Source organism: Paraburkholderia sediminicola (genome assembly GCF_046027825.1).
GTDB lineage: Bacteria > Pseudomonadota > Gammaproteobacteria > Burkholderiales > Burkholderiaceae > Paraburkholderia > Paraburkholderia sediminicola_D.
Window position 1 is genome coordinate 18331 of sequence record NZ_JAQQDU010000055.1, and the last position, 17419, is coordinate 35749.

At 62.6% G+C, this 17419-nt stretch carries 15 protein-coding genes; 6 read left to right on the forward strand and 9 right to left on the reverse strand.

The features are described from left to right. Positions 1-40: 40 nt before the first annotated feature. Positions 41-2479 carry a hypothetical protein gene (locus tag PQQ96_RS26405; RefSeq protein ID WP_408298136.1) on the reverse strand — a complete coding sequence of 813 codons (2439 nt, stop codon included), beginning with the start codon at positions 2477-2479 and terminating at the stop codon, positions 41-43. Positions 2480-2522: 43 nt separating this feature from the next. Next, the gene (locus PQQ96_RS26410; RefSeq protein ID WP_408298138.1) at positions 2523-4073 is read right to left on the reverse strand and encodes an SLC13 family permease; all 1551 of its coding nucleotides are present in this window, start codon (positions 4071-4073) and stop codon (positions 2523-2525) included. A 191-nt stretch (positions 4074-4264) separates the two neighbouring features. Between PQQ96_RS26410 and PQQ96_RS26415 the strand changes: the two genes are divergently transcribed. Beyond that, the gene (locus PQQ96_RS26415) at positions 4265-5023 is read left to right on the forward strand and encodes a GntR family transcriptional regulator (RefSeq protein ID WP_408298140.1); all 759 of its coding nucleotides are present in this window, start codon (positions 4265-4267) and stop codon (positions 5021-5023) included. A gap of 77 nt (positions 5024-5100) precedes the next feature. On the opposite strand, the gene PQQ96_RS26420 is transcribed toward PQQ96_RS26415, so the two are convergent. Then, positions 5101-6423: an LLM class flavin-dependent oxidoreductase gene (locus tag PQQ96_RS26420; protein ID WP_408298142.1), complete on the reverse strand. Its 1323-nt coding sequence runs from the start codon at positions 6421-6423 to the stop codon at positions 5101-5103. Positions 6424-6672: 249 nt separating this feature from the next. Between PQQ96_RS26420 and PQQ96_RS26425 the strand changes: the two genes are divergently transcribed. Genes PQQ96_RS26425 through PQQ96_RS26445 form a run of 5 tightly spaced genes read left to right on the forward strand, consistent with a single transcriptional unit; the run spans position 6673 to position 10759 of the window. After that, positions 6673-7464 carry a GntR family transcriptional regulator gene (locus PQQ96_RS26425; RefSeq protein WP_408298144.1) on the forward strand — a complete coding sequence of 264 codons (792 nt, stop codon included), beginning with the start codon at positions 6673-6675 and terminating at the stop codon, positions 7462-7464. After that, positions 7461-9194 carry a fumarate reductase/succinate dehydrogenase flavoprotein subunit gene (locus PQQ96_RS26430; protein ID WP_408298146.1) on the forward strand — a complete coding sequence of 578 codons (1734 nt, stop codon included), beginning with the start codon at positions 7461-7463 and terminating at the stop codon, positions 9192-9194. The genes PQQ96_RS26425 and PQQ96_RS26430 overlap by 4 nt, the downstream gene beginning before the upstream one ends. A gap of 9 nt (positions 9195-9203) precedes the next feature. Continuing rightward, on the forward strand, positions 9204-9449 hold the full coding sequence (locus PQQ96_RS26435; RefSeq protein WP_074284608.1) for a 4Fe-4S dicluster domain-containing protein: 246 nt from the start codon (positions 9204-9206) through the stop codon (positions 9447-9449). A gap of 27 nt (positions 9450-9476) precedes the next feature. Next, positions 9477-10472, forward strand: coding sequence for a HEAT repeat domain-containing protein (locus PQQ96_RS26440; RefSeq protein WP_408298148.1), 996 nt, complete (start codon positions 9477-9479; stop codon positions 10470-10472). After that, entirely contained in the window at positions 10469-10759 is a 291-nt protein-coding gene (locus tag PQQ96_RS26445; protein ID WP_408298150.1) for a DUF971 domain-containing protein, read from the forward strand. Before PQQ96_RS26440 ends, PQQ96_RS26445 begins: the two co-directional genes overlap by 4 nt. 12 nt (positions 10760-10771) lie before the next feature. Here PQQ96_RS26445 and PQQ96_RS26450 read toward each other — a convergent pair whose 3' ends face one another. The 6 genes from PQQ96_RS26450 to PQQ96_RS26475 form a co-directional block, all read right to left on the reverse strand. After that, a complete protein-coding gene (locus tag PQQ96_RS26450) occupies positions 10772-11800 on the reverse strand; it encodes a sulfonate ABC transporter substrate-binding protein (protein ID WP_408298152.1) in 1029 nt (342 codons plus the stop codon). Positions 11801-12432: 632 nt separating this feature from the next. After that, positions 12433-14502 carry a family 2A encapsulin nanocompartment cargo protein cysteine desulfurase gene (locus tag PQQ96_RS26455; protein WP_408298154.1) on the reverse strand — a complete coding sequence of 690 codons (2070 nt, stop codon included), beginning with the start codon at positions 14500-14502 and terminating at the stop codon, positions 12433-12435. Continuing rightward, positions 14477-15409 (reverse strand): family 2A encapsulin nanocompartment shell protein, encoded by a 933-nt coding sequence (locus PQQ96_RS26460; RefSeq protein ID WP_408298156.1) that lies wholly within the window; start codon positions 15407-15409, stop codon positions 14477-14479. The genes PQQ96_RS26455 and PQQ96_RS26460 overlap by 26 nt, the downstream gene beginning before the upstream one ends. A gap of 108 nt (positions 15410-15517) precedes the next feature. Next, entirely contained in the window at positions 15518-15793 is a 276-nt protein-coding gene (locus PQQ96_RS26465) for a helix-turn-helix domain-containing protein (protein ID WP_408298158.1), read from the reverse strand. Continuing rightward, a complete protein-coding gene (gene epsC / locus PQQ96_RS26470) occupies positions 15790-16776 on the reverse strand; it encodes a serine O-acetyltransferase EpsC (RefSeq protein WP_408298160.1) in 987 nt (328 codons plus the stop codon). Before epsC ends, PQQ96_RS26465 begins: the two co-directional genes overlap by 4 nt. 42 nt (positions 16777-16818) lie before the next feature. Continuing rightward, positions 16819-17286: a rhodanese-like domain-containing protein gene (locus PQQ96_RS26475; protein WP_408298162.1), complete on the reverse strand. Its 468-nt coding sequence runs from the start codon at positions 17284-17286 to the stop codon at positions 16819-16821. Between the last annotated feature and the right edge of the window lie 133 nt (positions 17287-17419).

Genomic DNA, 17419 nt, shown 5'->3' on the forward strand with positions numbered 1-17419 from the left:
CTCTGCTCTGCCCGCTGCCTGGCCGGTGCGCGGGCTTGCACTACCTGTCAAACGTGATGAACTGCGCCGAGGTCCAAACCTTGCTGTCGTCGCGCTGACGACCGAACACGTACACCGGGCGAAAGCCAAAACTGGCGTTCTGTGGTGCCACTTCGAAGCTCCCTGTTAAATCCACCGGCAACGGTTGATCCGTCAAGCGCTCGACCGCCAGGAACAGTTCAGTACCGCCAAGTTCATACCGCGCCGTACCGCTTGCGAGCAGCTCCGCGCCGCTGATTTCCCAGTGAAAGGTCGGCGCGTGCGCGAACGGATTGCCCTGCAGCGGATCACCCACCTTCACGAAGCCGTCGATCGTGCCTTCGATCACAATGCGCGCATGCGCCAGATTGCTCACATCGATCTCGATGCTATCGGCGTCGCCATAGGTATCGCTGCGAAACTCGATGTCCGTTGCACCCGTGCGCCACGCCGCCTCCTCCACGTGCTCGAAGCCCGCCGCGCCGAAATTATTGATGGTGCCGTTGACGATGCGAATGCGCCCTTGCCACGACGCCCACCGATAGCGGTCGCGAATCCGCGCACCGCCCCAGCGGACGCGAATCAGGCGCTCGGCATAGCCCAGTTCTTCGTGCAGATTGCGCTCGACGAGAAGACCGCTGTGATCGAACGCCGCAACATATTCCCAGCCGGCGCGCCCCAGCAAACGATAGTCGAGTGTGGCCGGCCCGCGGTGCGTGAAGGCATCGCCTTGCCAGAACTCGCCGCAGCGAACCAGCGCCGCGCTGTGCTCGCCCGTGGTCGCCCACGTCCGGCGGGAGCGCAGCGCCTCGCCGACCGAGCGCCGGTCGAGCGATTCGGACAGCACACCGGTCAGGCCGCCATGCACGCCGAACACGCTGACACCGGGCGCACCGCCGCCAGGCCGGCCACGATGTTCGTCGCCACTAGCCGCCACGCCGAGTTGATAACCGCGTGCGATCACATCGCGATAGAGCCAGTCGAAATGGCCCCACGTCGACGCGATTTCGACAAGCCGTTCGAGTTCGGGATGATGCCAGTCAGGAATATAGCGGCGCCCGCCCACATGCGGCATCACCAGATGGTGAGCGGCATCGTCCACGTAGGCGTCCCACAGTTCGTCCACCGGCCAGCGGCCCAGTTCGACCGCCGCGCCCTTCATATCCTCGTTCCACACCAGCGTGCGGTTGTGCTCGCCCCGCGCGTTGTACGGAAAACCCGGCCGCTCGTCGCCGAGAAAAACGACATTGTGATCGCCGCCCGCCGTCGAGCTGCCGCACCATTCCTGCACCGGATAGACAACGAAGCGCCCTGCTTCGTTGAACTGCTCGACGGTGTCGACGCCCAGTTGCCAGTTCGCGTCGGTGATCTGGAAATCGTTAGCGGTATAGCCGAGTACATCGATGCCGCCGATATCGCGGGCATAAGCCGCGTTATAGGCCGGACTGTTGGTCCCCACCGTATCGTGGGCGTGGACATGCAAGTCCGCGTACAGCGAGCGGGCGACCGGCAGCGCGGCATCCAGCGTCAGGAAGGCTTCCGCCACGCGCACGTCATGCAGCGACGGCACATCCGCGACGATGCGCAAGCTGCCAGGCGTTGTCGGCAAATCGGTCAGCGCGACGCTCGCCCAGCCTTCGGCCGGCAGCGGCAGTTCACGCTCGTAGACCATGCGCTGGCGCTCATCATAGGCTCGCACCCGAACCGTACCAACGGCATCGCGGCAGGCATTGCCCCAACGGTCCTGCAATGAAAGCCGGAACGGCGCCGGTTGCCCCGGTTGCACGAAGCGCGGACCATTGAGCAGCACCTGAGCCGGCGCGCCGGCATGGATGTCGATCACGACATCGCCCGGCACAGCGACAAAACGCGAGGTGCCGAGCGGGTCGACGTAAAACCGGAAACGGAACTGATCCTCGACGAAGGTCTGCACACGCGTACCCGGACCGCGCCGCCGATCGCCGAGGCGGATCACGATATGGTCGCCGGCATTCAGGTAACCGTCGGCGACATCCACAATGACGGCCTTCTGAAAGGGCCTTTCGTGCCCCTTCTGATCGAAGCGCACATTCAACGACTGAACGGTCGCCGGGCTTTGGCCCGGGACAAGCGGCGCCGCGTGATATTCCGCGCTGATGTAGTTGGCCGCGGCCGGGTCGCTGGTCTGAAACAGCGCCCAATCCGAATAGAACTTGAAGGTTGCCTTCAGCCACGCGCCATCGGCAATACCTGAGGCCCCCACTTCATAGTCGAGGACGATCTCGCTCCAGCTACCCGCTTCGAGTTGCGTCACGTTGCAGCTCACACGCCCGGCAAACGGCAACGCCTTATGACGCTCATACAAACCGGCCGGCGCGACATGCGGGCCGAGGCGCTTGCGCAGCGCGACGCCCTTTGCCGCGAGCGTTGCTTCGATGCTTTCGTTGCCGGTGCCATTATCGTGGTCGTGGTCTTGGTTCACGTCAGTGTCTCTTGATCAAAGGATGGGGTGAAGCGCGGCGCGATCAGTGCGCGAACGGCCAGGGTGCAGCAGGATTCCAGATCGGGATGCCCTGATACGCGTACCACGGCGCCATCACGCAGATACCGTAGGCAATCGCGATCAGCACCGACACCACGCCAACTTTGGCGTAGTCCGAGGTCGTGAAGGCGCCGCTGCTGTATGCAATGACGCCTGCTGTGATTTGCGTGGGGAGCAGGTAGGCGAAGCTGTCGGTATCGCTGATCAGCAGCGTGAAAGCCACCGGATGCAGGCCTAGACGCGGCGCCAACGCCAGCGCGATCGGCGCGATCATGGTCACTGCCGCGACGTTCGACAGCATGCCGATCCGGATCGCATGGGTGCCGATCATTACGATCGCCAGCATCAGCCACCAGACATAGCCGTGTGCGAGTGCGTAGATGTGATCGGCAGCCCACTGCGCAAGCCCTGAATCGCTGATCGCCGAAGACAGCGAGAGCGCGCCGCCGAGCAGAAACAGCGTGCCCCAGATGGTGCGTTCCTGAATCTCCTTCCAGCTCGAACGCAGCACGCCAGGTGCGAACATCAGCGCAAGCGCGATCAACGCGACGATTTCCGATTGCAGATGATGCAGCGATTCGGTAGCCCACATGATCGCGACGAAACCGAACACGGCGAGCACCAGCCAATCCTGGCGCGCTACCGGCGGCAAGCTGCGGCGCGCGTCGACGATCGCCTGACGGCCGCCGGGCACCGGCACACCGCGCGATTTGAAGTAGTGCTGCACCCAGAACTGCGTCAGCACGAACATGCCGAGGTACGGCCATTGCAGCCGGAACCAGGTGAAATACGAAATCCGTACACCGAGTTGCTTCTCCAGCAGACCGGAGACAACCATATTCGGCAGATGCGCGGTGAGAATGCACATACCGCTGATCATCGAGCCATAGACCAGCGTCTGGATCACAATGGCCTTTCTGGCACTGCGCTCGCGAGGGCTATCGCCAAACAGCCCGACGATGCCGTTGGTCACCGGCAGCAGCGCGGCCGCACGGGCGTTGGCAGCGGGCACCACCAGCGACATCACGATGTTGACGACGAACATCGCCCAGATCACGCCGTTCGCCGAACGCACCTTGAGCTTATCGAGCAACACCAGCGCGATACGGCGGTCGAGTCCGGCCGCCTGCATGATCGCGGAAAACAGGAAGGCGGCAAGACACAGGAACACGACCGGCGCGGCGAAGCCGCTTGCAGCTTTGGGGAACGGCGTGACCGCATGCGACAGCACCAGTAGCATCGGCAGCAGAATGCCGCTGACGCCGACAGGAATCGCCTCGCTGATCCACACGATCGCCACCCACGCGACCACGGCCAGAGTGGCCCTGCCGTGCGCCGTCAGACCCTGCGGTGCCGGCAGCACCCAGGCGATGGCGGCGAAACACAGCCACGCGAGCAGAAATCCAGCGCGCGCCTTAAACGGGCTCCCGCCGGCATGCGGATGCGGATGCGCCACCGCAGGGTGACTCGCCTGCGGCGACACGGTTGGACCACCACTTGCGATCGACGCATAGCGCGATGTTTCGTTTGCCACTTCCCCGCTCCTGTAAGGCGGTCGAGAATCATCCGCATGCGGACCTGACCTGCCGGAAAGTTGGCATAATACGTATTAATACAAGTTGTCGATCTAAGCACTTCTCATATCCTTATACGAAGAAGTGGCTTAGCCCGCCAGCATCGATTCATCGCAGTGCCGGCGTGTACTGCAAGAGGAAAAAAGAACCTATGAGCCTACTCCGTGAAAACGTCACGTCGCTTTACGACCAGATCGCCGGCACCTTGCGTGGCGAAATAGAAAATGGCAGCTACGAGCCGTCCGGCAAGCTGCCGTCAGAAGCCGAACTCAGCGAGCGCTTTGGCGTCAGCCGCGTGACGGTGCGTCTCGCCATCGGCAAGCTGGCGGATGAAAAGCTGGTGGAGCGAAAACAGGGCAAAGGCACCTTTGCAAGCGGCAAGCGCATGCAGCATCGTCTCGATGTATTGCGCGGCTTTTACGATTCGTTGGCGCGCCAGGGCGCCGAGCCGCAGATGAAGCTCCTGCGCATGCAGCCCGGCAAGAAGCTGCCCGCCGACATGGCCGGCGTATTCGCGAACGAGGTCAAGACCGCGGTCTATCTCGAGCGGCTGCATTCCGTAGATGGCGTCAGCGTCGCACTGGCGCAGACATGGCTGCTACCCGAAGCGGAAACGATCTCCGAACAACTGGCGCAGACGCGGCCTTCTTACGAGATCATCGAATCGATGCCCGGCTGGAAAATCGCCCGTGCGGACATGAGCATTACCGCCGTGGCCGCGTCAGCGGCTATCGCGCGCAGCCTTCAGACAACGGAACATGCACCCCTGCTGGTGATGAAACGGACCTCGCGCCTCACCGACGGGCGCGTCTGCGAGTCGACGCTATTTCATATCCGGCCGGAACGGTATGAGTTTGTCGTGAGCAGCGCGATGAACGGGGAACTGACGGCGCGCACGGGCGAACACTAGAGCGTGATGTGTGACGTCACGTCGACTCGCGAACGCGCCGTGAAGTAAACCGACTAGGGGTTCAGTGGCCGGTCATCTCACCGAGCGAAAAACCGGTTCTCAGGCCGCGGCAATCCCAGATTCTCGCGCAGCGTCGCCCCTTCGTATTCGCGCCGGAACAAGCCTCGCTTCTGCAACTCGGGAATGACCTTGTCAACGAAATCGTCAAGACCGCCCGGCAGATACGGGAACATCACGTTGAACCCGTCTGAGCCCTCTTCCACCAACCACTGCTCCATCTGATCGGCGATCATTGTCGCCGTACCCACCATCTCGAGTCCTGAGTATCCGCCAATGCGCTGAGCGAGTTGACGAATCGTCAGCCCGTCGCGCTGCGCCCATTCGACCACCCGTTGCCGCGCGGTTCGGCTCGCATTGGTCTCGGGGATCTCGGGCAGCGGGCCGTCCGGATCGAGACCCGACACGTCGTGCCCCAAGGCAATCGACAACGAAGCGATTCCACTCTCGTAGTGAACGAAGGTGTCGAGCCGCGCCCGGATTTCCAGCGCCTCGTCCAACGTATCGCCGACGACCACAAAGGCGGCCGGCAGTATCTTCATGTGATCGCGTGCACGGCCGAGCTTTTCCATACGCCCCTTCACATCGGCATAGAAACGCTTGCCGTCAGCCAGCAGACTTTGCGCGGTGAACACCACCTCCGCGGTTTCAGCCGCGATCTGGCGCCCGGCTTCCGATGACCCCGCCTGCACAATGACGGGCCATCCCTGAACGGGGCGCGCAATGTTCAACGGGCCGCGCACCGAGAAGTTCTCGCTCCTGTAGTTCAGCACATGCAGTTTTTGCGGATCAAAGAAAGTGCCGGTTTCCGTATCGCGGATAAAGGCATCGTCTGCCCAACTGTCCCAGAGCCCGGTGACTACATCGAAGAACTCACGGGCACGCCGATACCGTTCGTCGTGCTCGACATGCTCGTCGAGACCGAAATTGAGCGCGGCATCCGGATTCGACGTCGTCACGAGATTCCATCCCGCGCGGCCACCGCTGATATGGTCGAGCGAGGCAAAACGCCTGGCGACGTGATACGGCGCGTCGAACGTGGTGGACGCGGTTGCAATCAACCCCAGCCGTTCGGTGACCGCAGCCAGTGCGGGCAGCAGCGTCAGCGGTTCGAACGACGTGACCGTGTGGCTATGCTTGAGCGCGTCGAGCGGCATGTTGAGCACCGCGAGGTGGTCGGCCATGAAGAACGCGTCGAAGCGGCCACGCTCGAGCGTCTGCGCAAAGCGCTTCAGGTGCGCGAAATTGAAGTTGGCGTCGGGATAGGCGCCGGGATAGCGCCATGCGCCGGTATGAATGGTCGTGGGACGCATGAAAGCGCCAAGGCGAAGCTGACGTGACATGGGGCGAGCTCCATCGCAAACATGTCGGGCCAGTGTAATCGTCCTTCGCCGACGCTGCTTGCTACCGCCTACCGCGCTGTGCCCGGCCCCTAAACGCGCTGCGCCCATGCGCCGGGGCCCCGCACGCTAACCGGCATGCCGAAAGCTCTCCCGCAGAAATGCAAAGCACAAAATCTTCGTTCTCCCATCGAGTCGCCATCACTAGACTGTGCTCCAACTTGTCATAACAAGTATGGACACCCCCAGATCATGCTGAAACCCGACCCCGCCAACGTGCTGCCGCTTTCCGCCGCGCCGCTCTACGAGCAGATCAAGACGGCGTTGCGCTCGCGCATACTAGATGGCACGTACGCGGCCCACTCCCAGATGCCGTCTGAGAACGACCTCTGTGCGATGTTCAACGTCAGCCGCATCACCGTGCGGCAAGCCCTCGGCGATCTGCAAAAGGAAGGCCTCGTTTTCAAACTCCACGGCAAGGGCACCTTCGTCTCCAAGCCCAAAGCGTTCCAGAACGTCAGTGCCTTACAAGGCTTCGCAGAAGCGATGTCGTCGATGGGCTATGAAATCGTCAACCAGCTCAAACATATCCGCTTCATTCCCGCCACCGCGCATATCGCCAGCCGGCTGAACCTGCCCGAGGGCGCGAAAGTTGCCGAAATCCATCGTGTGCGCCTGCTCAATCGCGAGCCGGTATCGCTCGAAATCACCTGGGTTCCGGAAGCGTTAGGCAAACGCCTCGCAAACGCGGACCTCGTCACGCGCGACATTTTTCTCATTCTCGAGAACGACTGCGCCGTGCCGCTCGGCCACGCTGACGTCTCGATCGACGCGATTCTCGCCGACGATGAAATCGTCGAAGCCTTGAACGTTGAAGAAGGCAGCCCGGTGCTGCGCATCGAACGTCTGACGCATAGCGTGGACGGCACGCCGATTGACTACGAATACCTCTATTTCCGGGGCGATGCATTTCAGTATCGCTTTCGCATCGACCGCCAGAAAGAGAAGAAGACCACAAGGAAGACCACAAGGAAGACGACATGAATACGCACGTGATCGAGTACGACCTCGTCGTGGTCGGGGGTGGCACCGCCGGCCCCATGGCTGCCGTCAAGGCGAAGGAACAGAATCCGAATCTGAAAGTGTTATTGCTGGAAAAGGCCAACGTCAAACGCAGCGGCGCGATCTCGATGGGCATGGACGGTCTGAATAACGCCGTCATTCCCGGCCACGCGACACCCGAGCAGTACACGAGAGAAATCACCATCGCCAACGACGGCATTGTCGATCAGGCAGCCGTCTATGCCTACGCCCAGCACAGTTTCAAGACCATCGAAGAACTCGACCGCTGGGGTGTGAAGTTCGAAAAAGACGGTACGGGCGACTATGCGGTCAAGAAAGTGCATCACATGGGCTCCTATGTTCTGCCGATGCCGGAAGGCCATGACATAAAAAAGGTGCTCTACCGGCAGCTCAAACGGGCGCGCATTGCGATCACCAATCGCATCGTCGTCACACGCGTTCTGACCGATGCACAAGGGCACGCCTGCGGCGTCCTGGGCTTCGATTGCCGTACGGCGGATTTCTATGTGGTGCGCGCCAAGGCGGTGATTCTCTGCTGCGGCGCCGCGGGCCGGCTGGGTTTGCCCGCCTCGGGCTACCTGATGGGAACCTACGAGAACCCCACCAACGCCGGTGACGGCTACGCGATGGCTTATCACGCGGGCGCAGCGCTGGCGAACCTCGAGTGCTTCCAGATCAACCCGTTGATCAAGGACTACAACGGCCCCGCATGCGCCTACGTGACCGGACCGCTTGGTGGTTTCACCGCGAACGGCAAGGGCGAACGCTTCATCGAATGCGATTACTGGAGCGGCCAGATGATGTGGGAGTTCTATCAGGAACTCCAAAGCGGCAACGGGCCGGTCTTTCTGAAGCTCGACCATCTCGCCGAAGAAACCATTCAAACCATCGAGCAGATTCTACACACGAACGAACGCCCGAGCCGCGGACGGTTTCATGCGGGACGCGGCACCGATTACCGGCAGCAGATGATCGAGATGCACATCTCGGAGATCGGTTTTTGCAGCGGCCACAGCGCGTCCGGCGTCTATGTGAACGAGCGCGCGGAGACCACGGTTGCCGGCCTCTACGCCGCGGGTGACATGGCTGCCGTACCGCACAACTATATGCTCGGCGCGTTCACCTACGGCTGGTTCGCGGGTCAGAACGCGGCGCAATACGTCGAGAGCCGCGAGCATGCAACGCTCGACAACGAGCAGATCGACGGCGAACGCGCGCGGATCTACGCGCCGCTCGAACGGCAGACGGGGCTGGCCCCGGCGCAGGTCGAATACAAACTGCGCCGCATGGTGAACGACTATCTTCAGCCGCCGAAGGTCACGCGCAAGATGGAAATCGGCCTGCAACGCTTCGCTGAAATCGCCGCCGACATCGAGCAGATCAAGGCCGACAATCCGCACGAACTGATGCGCGCCGCTGAAGTGCGGGCGATTCGCGACTGCGCGGAAATGGCCGCGCACGCCTCGCTGTATCGCACGGAAAGCCGATGGGGGCTGTACCACCATCGCGTCGATTATCCGCAGCGCAACGACGCGGAGTGGTTTTGCCACACGCATCTGAAGAAAGACGCAGCAGGCCGCATGGTCAGCGAGAAACGCGCCGTTCAGCCGTATGTGGTGCCGCTCGACAACCATGAAACTCAGGCCTATCAGAACCTGCGGATCAGCGAGCCCGCGCTCGCCGACGCTTGAGGAGCCACCATGTCTACGACACCCCACACCATTTTCCAACGCAGCGCAGCGCCAGTCACGATCGACGAAGACAAATGCATCGCCGACAAAGGCTGCACGGTCTGCGTGGATGTGTGCCCACTCGACCTGCTCGCGATCGACCTCACGAAGGGCAAGGCCTACATGAAGTTCGACGAATGCTGGTACTGCATGCCGTGCGAGAAAGATTGCCCGACCGATGCGGTCAGGGTCGAGATTCCGTACCTGCTGCGCTGATCGCGAACCATCCGGACCATTCAACTCATGACAGATACGTCGCTTCCCCTTACGTTCGATCCCGATTCCCTCGATCCGGAAGCCGCCGAACTCCTGCCGCGCCTGGCATCCGCGGATGCCGCCGTGCGCCGCATCGCGCTCCTCGCACTCGCCGACCTCGAAGACGAAGCCGTGCTCGCACCGATTGTCGCCGCCTTGCGCACCGACACGTCATCAGACGTTCGAGCTCAGGCCGCCGAGGTGCTAGGCGCATGGGAACGCGCCGACGCGGTAGAGGCGCTGTGCGAAGCACTGGCCGACGGCGCGAAGAACGTACGCGATGCGGCCGCGCAAAGCCTGTCCAATTTGAAAGACCCGGAATCGGGACCGCTGCTCACGCCCTGGACCGCGCATAGCGATCCGTTCGTCCGTCAGGCTGCGCTCCGCGGTCTGCGCGAATTACGCTACGCGGGTGCACTGGAACCTGCGCTGGCCGCGCTAGCGGCAAGCGAAGACCTTGTACGGCTCGAAGCAGTGAGCGTGCTCGGCTGGTTGAAGAGCGAACAGGCGCTTGGCCCTCTTACTGCGGTCGCCGCCCATGATCCGAACGCCGCCGTACGACGCGCGGCAATCGGCGCGTTGGGCATCGGGGCAGCGGTGACAGACAACACCATCGCCGCGTTACTGGGCGCACTACGCGATGCCGCGTGGCAGGTCCGTGAGGAAGCGGCGACCACGCTCGGCAAACTACGCGTGCAAAGCGCGCGGGATGCGCTGATCGCTGCGCTTGACGACGACTACTGGCAGGTCCGTTTGCAGGCGGCCCGTGCGTTGGGCAAACTCGGCGACGCAACCGCAAGCACCCCGGTCGCCGCCCTGCTCACCCATGCGATCAGCAATTTACGTAAGGAAGCCGCCTTATCGCTTGGCGAACTGGGCGACGCTGCGTCGTTGCCGGCCTTGCAAGCCGCCGTGACCGATCCCGATCCGGAAGTACGCAAAGCAGCCCGTATCGCCGTGAATCAAATTGAAAAAGCGCAATGATGAACGCCCCCGACCACATAACGGTTCACGCGGTGAGTGGACGGTTGTCCCTGAGGTGGAATAGCGGAAAGACGCAGTGGATCGACAACGCGACGCTGAGGGCGCGGTGTCCTTGCTCGACCTGCCGCCGCCTGACGCACACGGGTCAGACGGCGCGGCTCGAGCCGCGCGTCGAGATTGTCGACATGCAGCCGATGGGCTACGGCGTGCAGATCGTGTTCAGCGATGGACACGCGCAGGGGATTTATCCGTGGGATTACCTGGCGGGTATGACGGGTATTGCCTGAGCGCGGGTCACGTCACGTAGTACGCCATTTCGCGTCCGCCACGACGAGCCTCTTCGGAATCAGCTTCAACTCGGTGAACGTGTCGGCGATCTGTTGCTGGTAGTCGAGCGTTGTCGTGTCGATAGGCAGCACACTGTAACTGGCGCGGTTCAAGGCCAGTTCGAGTGTCGGCGCGTCCAGACCGACGAGCGGCGACAACTGGCTGGCGACGGCCGGGATATTGTCGCGGCTCCATCGATCGACCAGATCGAGTTCGGCAAGCAGTTCCTGCAGCACGTGGGGCTGCGCATCGGCGAACTTACGCGCGGCGAGGTAGTACTGCGTATTGCGCACGAGACCCTCGCCGTTCGCGATCACTCTCGCCTTGGCTTGCCGTTCTACAGCGGCCAGATACGGATCCCAGATCACCCACGCATCAATGCTGTTTTGCACGAACGCCGCACGCGCGTCGGCCGGTGTCAGAAACACGGGCTGAATATCGGCGTAGGACAGTCCCGCATGCTGCAGCGCCTTGACCAGTAGAAAGTGGACATTCGAGCCCCGGTTCAGTGCGACCTTCTTGCCCCGCAAATCCGCGACCGAGCGAATCGGCGAATCATGCGGCACGACGATCGCCTCACCCTTTGGCGCCGGCGGCTCGTTGCCGATGTAGACGAAATCGACGCCGGCGGCCTGGGCAAAGATCGGCGGTGTTTCGCCGACTGTCCCAACATCCACCGCCCCGGCGTTCAGGCCTTCCAGAAGCTGGGGGCCAGCGGGGAATTCGAGCCACTGTACGGACACACCCTGCGCGGCCAGCCGCTTTTCGAGCGTGCCATGAGCTTTCAGAACCACGAAGTTGCCGTATTTCTGAAAACCGATTCGCAAGACTTTGCCGTTGGACTGCGTCTGAGCCTGCGCCCGTTGCGAAGGCAACAGTGCACCGGTGGCGAAGGTCGCGGCGCTTGCCGCCGCTGCTTTCAGCAGCGTGCGCCGGCGTGGATCGGTCAAGTCGAAGTTTGCCGGTGTGCCCGATGCGCCCGATGTGTCGCGAGAAGCCATAAACCTGCCAGGAGGATGGGTTGAATGGGTCGAATGCCAGATGGGTTGAGATTAGCGGCCTGCGACGCGGACGACAACCAAGCAAAGCGCATAAGGTTATGAGCCCGTTATGCGCTGGGATGCGCAAGTAAAAGCGCGTCTCGCCCCAACGGAACGCAGCGCGCCAAATACGCCAGAGTGATATAGATAGTCGAAAATCTTCGTTGGACCGCGACGCCGGAACGGTGACACTAAAAGGTCACGTATCGGCATGGTCCACCGACATGAGCAAACCGCGTTGGGATTATTCACAGCAAGCAACCGCAACTGCCCCGCACGACGCCGCGCCGTCTGAGCGCGCTCATCCATCGCAGGGGCGGCTTGTCGCCGTGCTGCTCATCGCCGCGCTGTGTGCCTGTTTCGAGCGCGAAATCGCCGGCCCGTCAGAGGGTGGCATTCGGCCCATCGTAGCGAAATATTGGCAAACGGCCAAAGCCGTGATTGCCTCGCCTACGCATTAACTTCCGAATTAATCGATTCGATTGCTGAAGCGGACCTGTAGAGTCATCGCCGCTCGCGTGTTAAGCGGCTGAGAAGTCGGTTGAAAAATCGGCTGAAAAAAGCGGCGACCGTAACCGGCCGCCGCTTTTTCGTTAACGCCGCGAAGACAACCGCCGCACGACCGACACCAGCGCATCGACTTCATCGCAGGTGTTGTAGAACGCGAGCGAAGGCCGCACCGTCGCTTCTACACCAAAGCGTCGCAAGATCGGCTGCGCACAATGATGCCCTGAGCGCACGGCAATGCCCTCTTCGTTCAACGCCTGTCCCACTTCCTCAGTCTCGTAGCCCTTCAACACGAAGGACAACACGCTGGCCTTGTCACGCGCCGTGCCGATCAGGCGCACCCCCGGCACCGGCTGCAGCACGCTTGTCGCATAGGCCAGCAGATCGTGTTCATAGCGCGCGATATTCTCAATGCCCACGCGCTGAACGTAATCGATCGCCGCACCGAGACCCACTGCATCGGCGATATTGCCCGTGCCGGCTTCGAAGCGATTCGGCGGAGGCTGGAACACGGTCCGCTCGAAGGTGACGTCCGCGATCATGTTGCCGCCACCTTGCCAGGGTGGCATGTCTTCAAGAATCGCGCGCTTTCCGTAGACCACGCCGATGCCGGTCGGACCGAACACCTTGTGACCCGAGAACACGAAGAAGTCCGCGTCGAGCGCCCGTACGTCCACCCGCATGTGCGACACCGATTGCGCGCCGTCGACCAACGCTTTCGCACCCGCGCGATGCGCCAATTCAACGATCTCCTTGACCGGCACCACCGTGCCCAGCGCGTTCGACACCTGCGTGACCGAGACGATCTTGGTACGGTCATTGAGCAGCCGCCGGTATTCGTCGAGCAATACCTGGCCGCTGTCGTCGACCGGAATCACGCGCAGCTTGGCACCAGTTTGCGCGGCAAGCTGCTGCCACGGCACGATATTGGCGTGATGCTCCAGGTGCGAGACGATGATCTCGTCACCCTCGCCGACATGCTTCACGCCCCACGTCTTCGCGATCAGGTTGATCGCTTCGGTGGTGCCGCGCACGAAGATGATTTCATCCGGCGACGCCGCGCCGATGAAACGCTGCACCTTGCTGCGTGCGGCTTCGTATGCGTCAGTGGCACGGCCGGCCAGCGCATGAGCAGCCCGATGGATGTTCGAGTTTTCATGCGCGTAGAAATATGCCAGCCGATCGATGACCGCCTGCGGTTTGTGCGTGGTCGCGGCATTATCGAACCACACCAACTGGCGGCCATTCACGCGCTCCTGCAGAATCGGAAAATCCCGGCGAATCGCATTTACATCGAATGGCGGGTGGGCTGACGGGCCGGCATGCGGCACGCCGCCCGTCGCACCAGGTGTCTGCCCAGGAAAGCGCGACGCCTCATTCAGATTCAGAAAATAATGCGAGCCGCTGCCGTGTTCTGCCGGCGCCGGGTTCGGCACCGCCTGCGAGGCGGCCGGCCGATCGTACGGAAAGCGTTGCTCCGCAAGCGGTTCATCGACACCGGGCAGACCGAGCGATTGCGCGCTCACCTCATGCCAGCCTGGCACGACGATATCCGGCGACGCCGCAGTCGAGGTCAGGGCTTGTCCCGTTTCGCCCAGGAAATAATAAGGCGAAGGTGACCCGTGTGAGACCGGCGACGCAGGCGACGCACCACCCGCAGACGGACGCTGTGCGCCATGCCCCTCAGGCACGCCAAGCGCGGCCCCGCCAAAGCGCGGATCGAGCGCCGGCGCAACCGTCACCGCGCTATCCGGCAAGCCGTTCTGCGCGGCGGCATGAGGCGCCAACGCGGGCGCCCGATTACCCAAGGACAGAACGTGCGTCGGCGCCGAGGGCAACAGGTTGCCACCCGGCACTTGCCCCTGCGGCAACGCTGCGCCAGGCACGCCTGTGCCTGCGCCGCCAGGACCCGCGAGTGGCGAACCGGCCGGGGCCGGATTGCTGATCTCGCTCATCACAGGCGCCGTGAACGGCAACGTGGCAGCCACGCCGGACGCACCGCCTACCTGCGGCGCGTTGCCCGGCAGCGCCGAGAAGAACGCATTGGCCAGCGACGCTAACGTCGCCGGATCAGGCAAACCCGCGGGCGGACCCGTCGGCACATCGTGCGGCAGGACGCTATCCATGGGCTTACTTGTAGGTATCTGGGTAGTCATGGTACTTGCCGATCTCCACGTCATCGAGAACTGCCAGCGCGTCCGGCGAATGCACCGCGAGCGAGCAATAGAGCGAGATCAGATACGAAGCGATCGCATGGTTATTGATGCCCATGAAGCGGACCGACAGACCTGGACCCTGCTCGCCGGCGACGCCCGGCTGGAACAGGCCGACCACGCCCTGGCGCTTGTCGCCCACGCGCAGCAGCAGAATCTTGGTCTTGCCATCGGCAACCGGCACCTTGTCCGACGGAATCAGCGGAATGCCGCGCCACGTCAAAAACTGCGAGCCGAACAGGCTGACGGTCGGCGGCGGCACGCCGCGACGCGTACATTCACGACCGAATGCGGCGATCGCGAGCGGATGCGTCAGGAAGAACGCCGGCTCTTTCCATACCTTGGTCAGCAATTCGTCGAGATCGTCGGGCGTCGGCGCGCCAGTCAGCGGAAGCACGCGCTGCTCTTCAGCCACATTGGCGAGCAGGCCGTAGTCCGGGTTGTTGATCAACTGGCTTTCCTGCAACTCCTTGATCGTTTCGATCGTGAGCCGGAGTTGTTCCTTGATCTGATCGTGCGGACTGCTGTACAGATCCGAGATCCGTGTGTGCACGTCGAGCACCGTGCTGACGGCATTCAGGAAGTACTCGCGCGGTTGCTCTTCGTAAGGTACGAAAGTGCGCGGCAGGATGCTTTCATCTTCGCGCGCGGTGCACGCGGCCACCACGGCTTCAGGATTTTTCACCTGGTTCAGGCGATAGATACCCGCCTCGACCGGCAACCACTGGAGCAGGTGGGTGAGCCAGCGGGGCGTAATCGTAGCGAGTTGCGGAACGGTTTTGGTGGCATTGGCTAGTTGCCGTGCTGCGGTATCGCCGAGCGCCGTCAGGCCGCCCACTGTTGCTGTCATCTGAAGCTCCGGGGTTGATAGAAGAAAAACGGGAAAGCTTATGAACGAAAGTGATTATCGGAAGGCGCCCCCAGCCGTTCAACATGCTATAGACGGCAAAGAGGCGGTCTAACGGGCAGGCACCGGATCGACGAGCGCGGGATGCGAGCGCGCGGCAAGGTTCGCGCTGTCGGCTGAATGGCTGAGCAAGCGTTCGACTGGTACGTTGAAAGCACGAGCGAGCTTGTCGAGCGTCACGATCGACGCAATAGCAGAACCGCGCTCGATCTCGCCGACGTAAGACCGGTTGAGTCCGGCGTGCTCGGCCAATTGCTCCTGCGACCAGCCGGACGCCTCGCGAAAGCGCCGCACCGCCGCGCCGAAGTCCCTGACGAGCACACTCATCTGGCGGCTCCGGCCGCGACGGGCTCCGCGTCTGCGTGATCGCGCGGCGCGCGCTCACGGACCGCGGCGGCGGTGCCAGTGCCGGTGCCTTCGCTGCGCGAGACGGCCTGCGTCACATGCAAACCCGGCGCGACATCCTGCGTGACCCACACATTGCCGCCGATCACCGCGCCCTGCCCGAGCGTAACGCGTCCAAGAATCGTGGCGCCCGCGTAAATCACGACGTCGTCCTCAACGATCGGATGACGTGCATGGCCCTTTTCCAGATGCCCCTGCGCGTCGCGCGGAAAACGCTTCGCGCCCAGCGTGACGGCCTGATAGACGCGTACGCGTTCGCCGATGATGGCGGTTTCACCGATCACCACACCCGTCCCATGATCGATGAAGAACCCCGCGCCGATCCGCGCCCCAGGATGAATGTCGATACCGGTCTGTGCGTGCGCGAGCTCAGCGATAATTCGCGCCAGCAGCGGCAGCCCTAGCCCATACAGCTCGTGGGCAAGCCGATGGTGGATCATCGCCAGCACGCCGGGGTAGCACAGCAAGACTTCATCCACACTGCCCGCCGCCGGATCGCCGTGGAACGCCGCTAACACATCGCTATCGAGCAAGGTGCGAATCGCCGGCAACCGCGCCGCGAAAGCGCGCACCGCGACGCCAGCCTGGGCCTCGATCGTCGCGGCGGGCGGCGGTTGATGACGGCTGCGGTAGTGAAGCTCCAGACGCGCCTGGCTCAGCAAGGCATGCAGCGCGGCGTCGAGCGCATGCCCGACATAGAAGTTTTCGCTTTCCTGACGCAGATCGGGCGGTCCGAGGCGCATCGGAAAAAGCACGCCCTTCAGCGTGTCGATGACCTCCGAGAGCGCTTCGCGCCCCGGTAATTCGCGCCCACCCGGCTCGAGCGAGCGCTTCTGCACTTCGCGCCATTGCTGGCGGACCGTCTGAAGCGCGTGAACAATCTCATCGACATCAAACACAGCCACAGCGGTTACTCCCCATAAAGTGCAACGTCGACGATCTGGCTGTCAGTCCTGAATCCACGGCAGCCCATGAAAGCGCCAACCATTGCTGGCGCCGCGCCGTTGCGCGCCGTCCAGCTCCCCTTCAAAACCTTCCCGAACATTGAATACCTGCGTGAAGCCGGCTTTCGCCGCGGCTTCGGCGGCCAGCGCCGAGCGGTTGCCGCTGCGGCACAGCAGCAGCACGACCGCGTTCTTGCCGGTTTTCGTTTCCAGTTCACGCACGAAGCGCGGATTGCACGTCAGGCTCGTGCCGGTCGCCCACGCGACATGGAGACTGTCCGGCACAAATCCGACGAATTTGCGTTCTTCGGCGGTGCGCACGTCCACCAGCACGGCGTCGCCGGCCTGGACGAGCGCCCACGCATCCTGCGGCGACAGGCCGCCGGCATAAGGCAAAGCGGCAACGGCGGCTGCCGAACGGGCGGCTTCAAGCAGCGCGTGGGTGGGTCGTTCTGCGAGTTCAAGCGTCATGACGTCTCCTTCGATATCGCGCGAATCAGTACGCGCGGGTCTAAGCCATCTGCGATTGCAACCGCCTATAGCCATCAGGAGACACTATGAAAGAGCGCTAGCCAAAGCCGAACCAATTTATTGTCATTTCTAA

Coding starts and splice junctions, on each gene's coding strand:
- PQQ96_RS26460 (WP_408298156.1), bottom strand. CDS start 15,409: ATGACAGCAACAGTGGGCGGCCTGACGGCGCTCGGCGATACCGCAGCA.
- PQQ96_RS26455 (WP_408298154.1), bottom strand. CDS start 14,502: ATGACTACCCAGATACCTACAAGTAAGCCCATGGATAGCGTCCTGCCG.
- PQQ96_RS26430 (WP_408298146.1), top strand. CDS start 7,461: ATGAATACGCACGTGATCGAGTACGACCTCGTCGTGGTCGGGGGTGGC.
- PQQ96_RS26445 (WP_408298150.1), top strand. CDS start 10,469: ATGATGAACGCCCCCGACCACATAACGGTTCACGCGGTGAGTGGACGG.
- PQQ96_RS26435 (WP_074284608.1), top strand. CDS start 9,204: ATGTCTACGACACCCCACACCATTTTCCAACGCAGCGCAGCGCCAGTC.
- PQQ96_RS26425 (WP_408298144.1), top strand. CDS start 6,673: ATGCTGAAACCCGACCCCGCCAACGTGCTGCCGCTTTCCGCCGCGCCG.
- PQQ96_RS26450 (WP_408298152.1), bottom strand. CDS start 11,800: ATGGCTTCTCGCGACACATCGGGCGCATCGGGCACACCGGCAAACTTC.
- PQQ96_RS26440 (WP_408298148.1), top strand. CDS start 9,477: ATGACAGATACGTCGCTTCCCCTTACGTTCGATCCCGATTCCCTCGAT.
- PQQ96_RS26420 (WP_408298142.1), bottom strand. CDS start 6,423: ATGTCACGTCAGCTTCGCCTTGGCGCTTTCATGCGTCCCACGACCATT.
- PQQ96_RS26415 (WP_408298140.1), top strand. CDS start 4,265: ATGAGCCTACTCCGTGAAAACGTCACGTCGCTTTACGACCAGATCGCC.
- PQQ96_RS26465 (WP_408298158.1), bottom strand. CDS start 15,793: ATGAGTGTGCTCGTCAGGGACTTCGGCGCGGCGGTGCGGCGCTTTCGC.
- PQQ96_RS26475 (WP_408298162.1), bottom strand. CDS start 17,286: ATGACGCTTGAACTCGCAGAACGACCCACCCACGCGCTGCTTGAAGCC.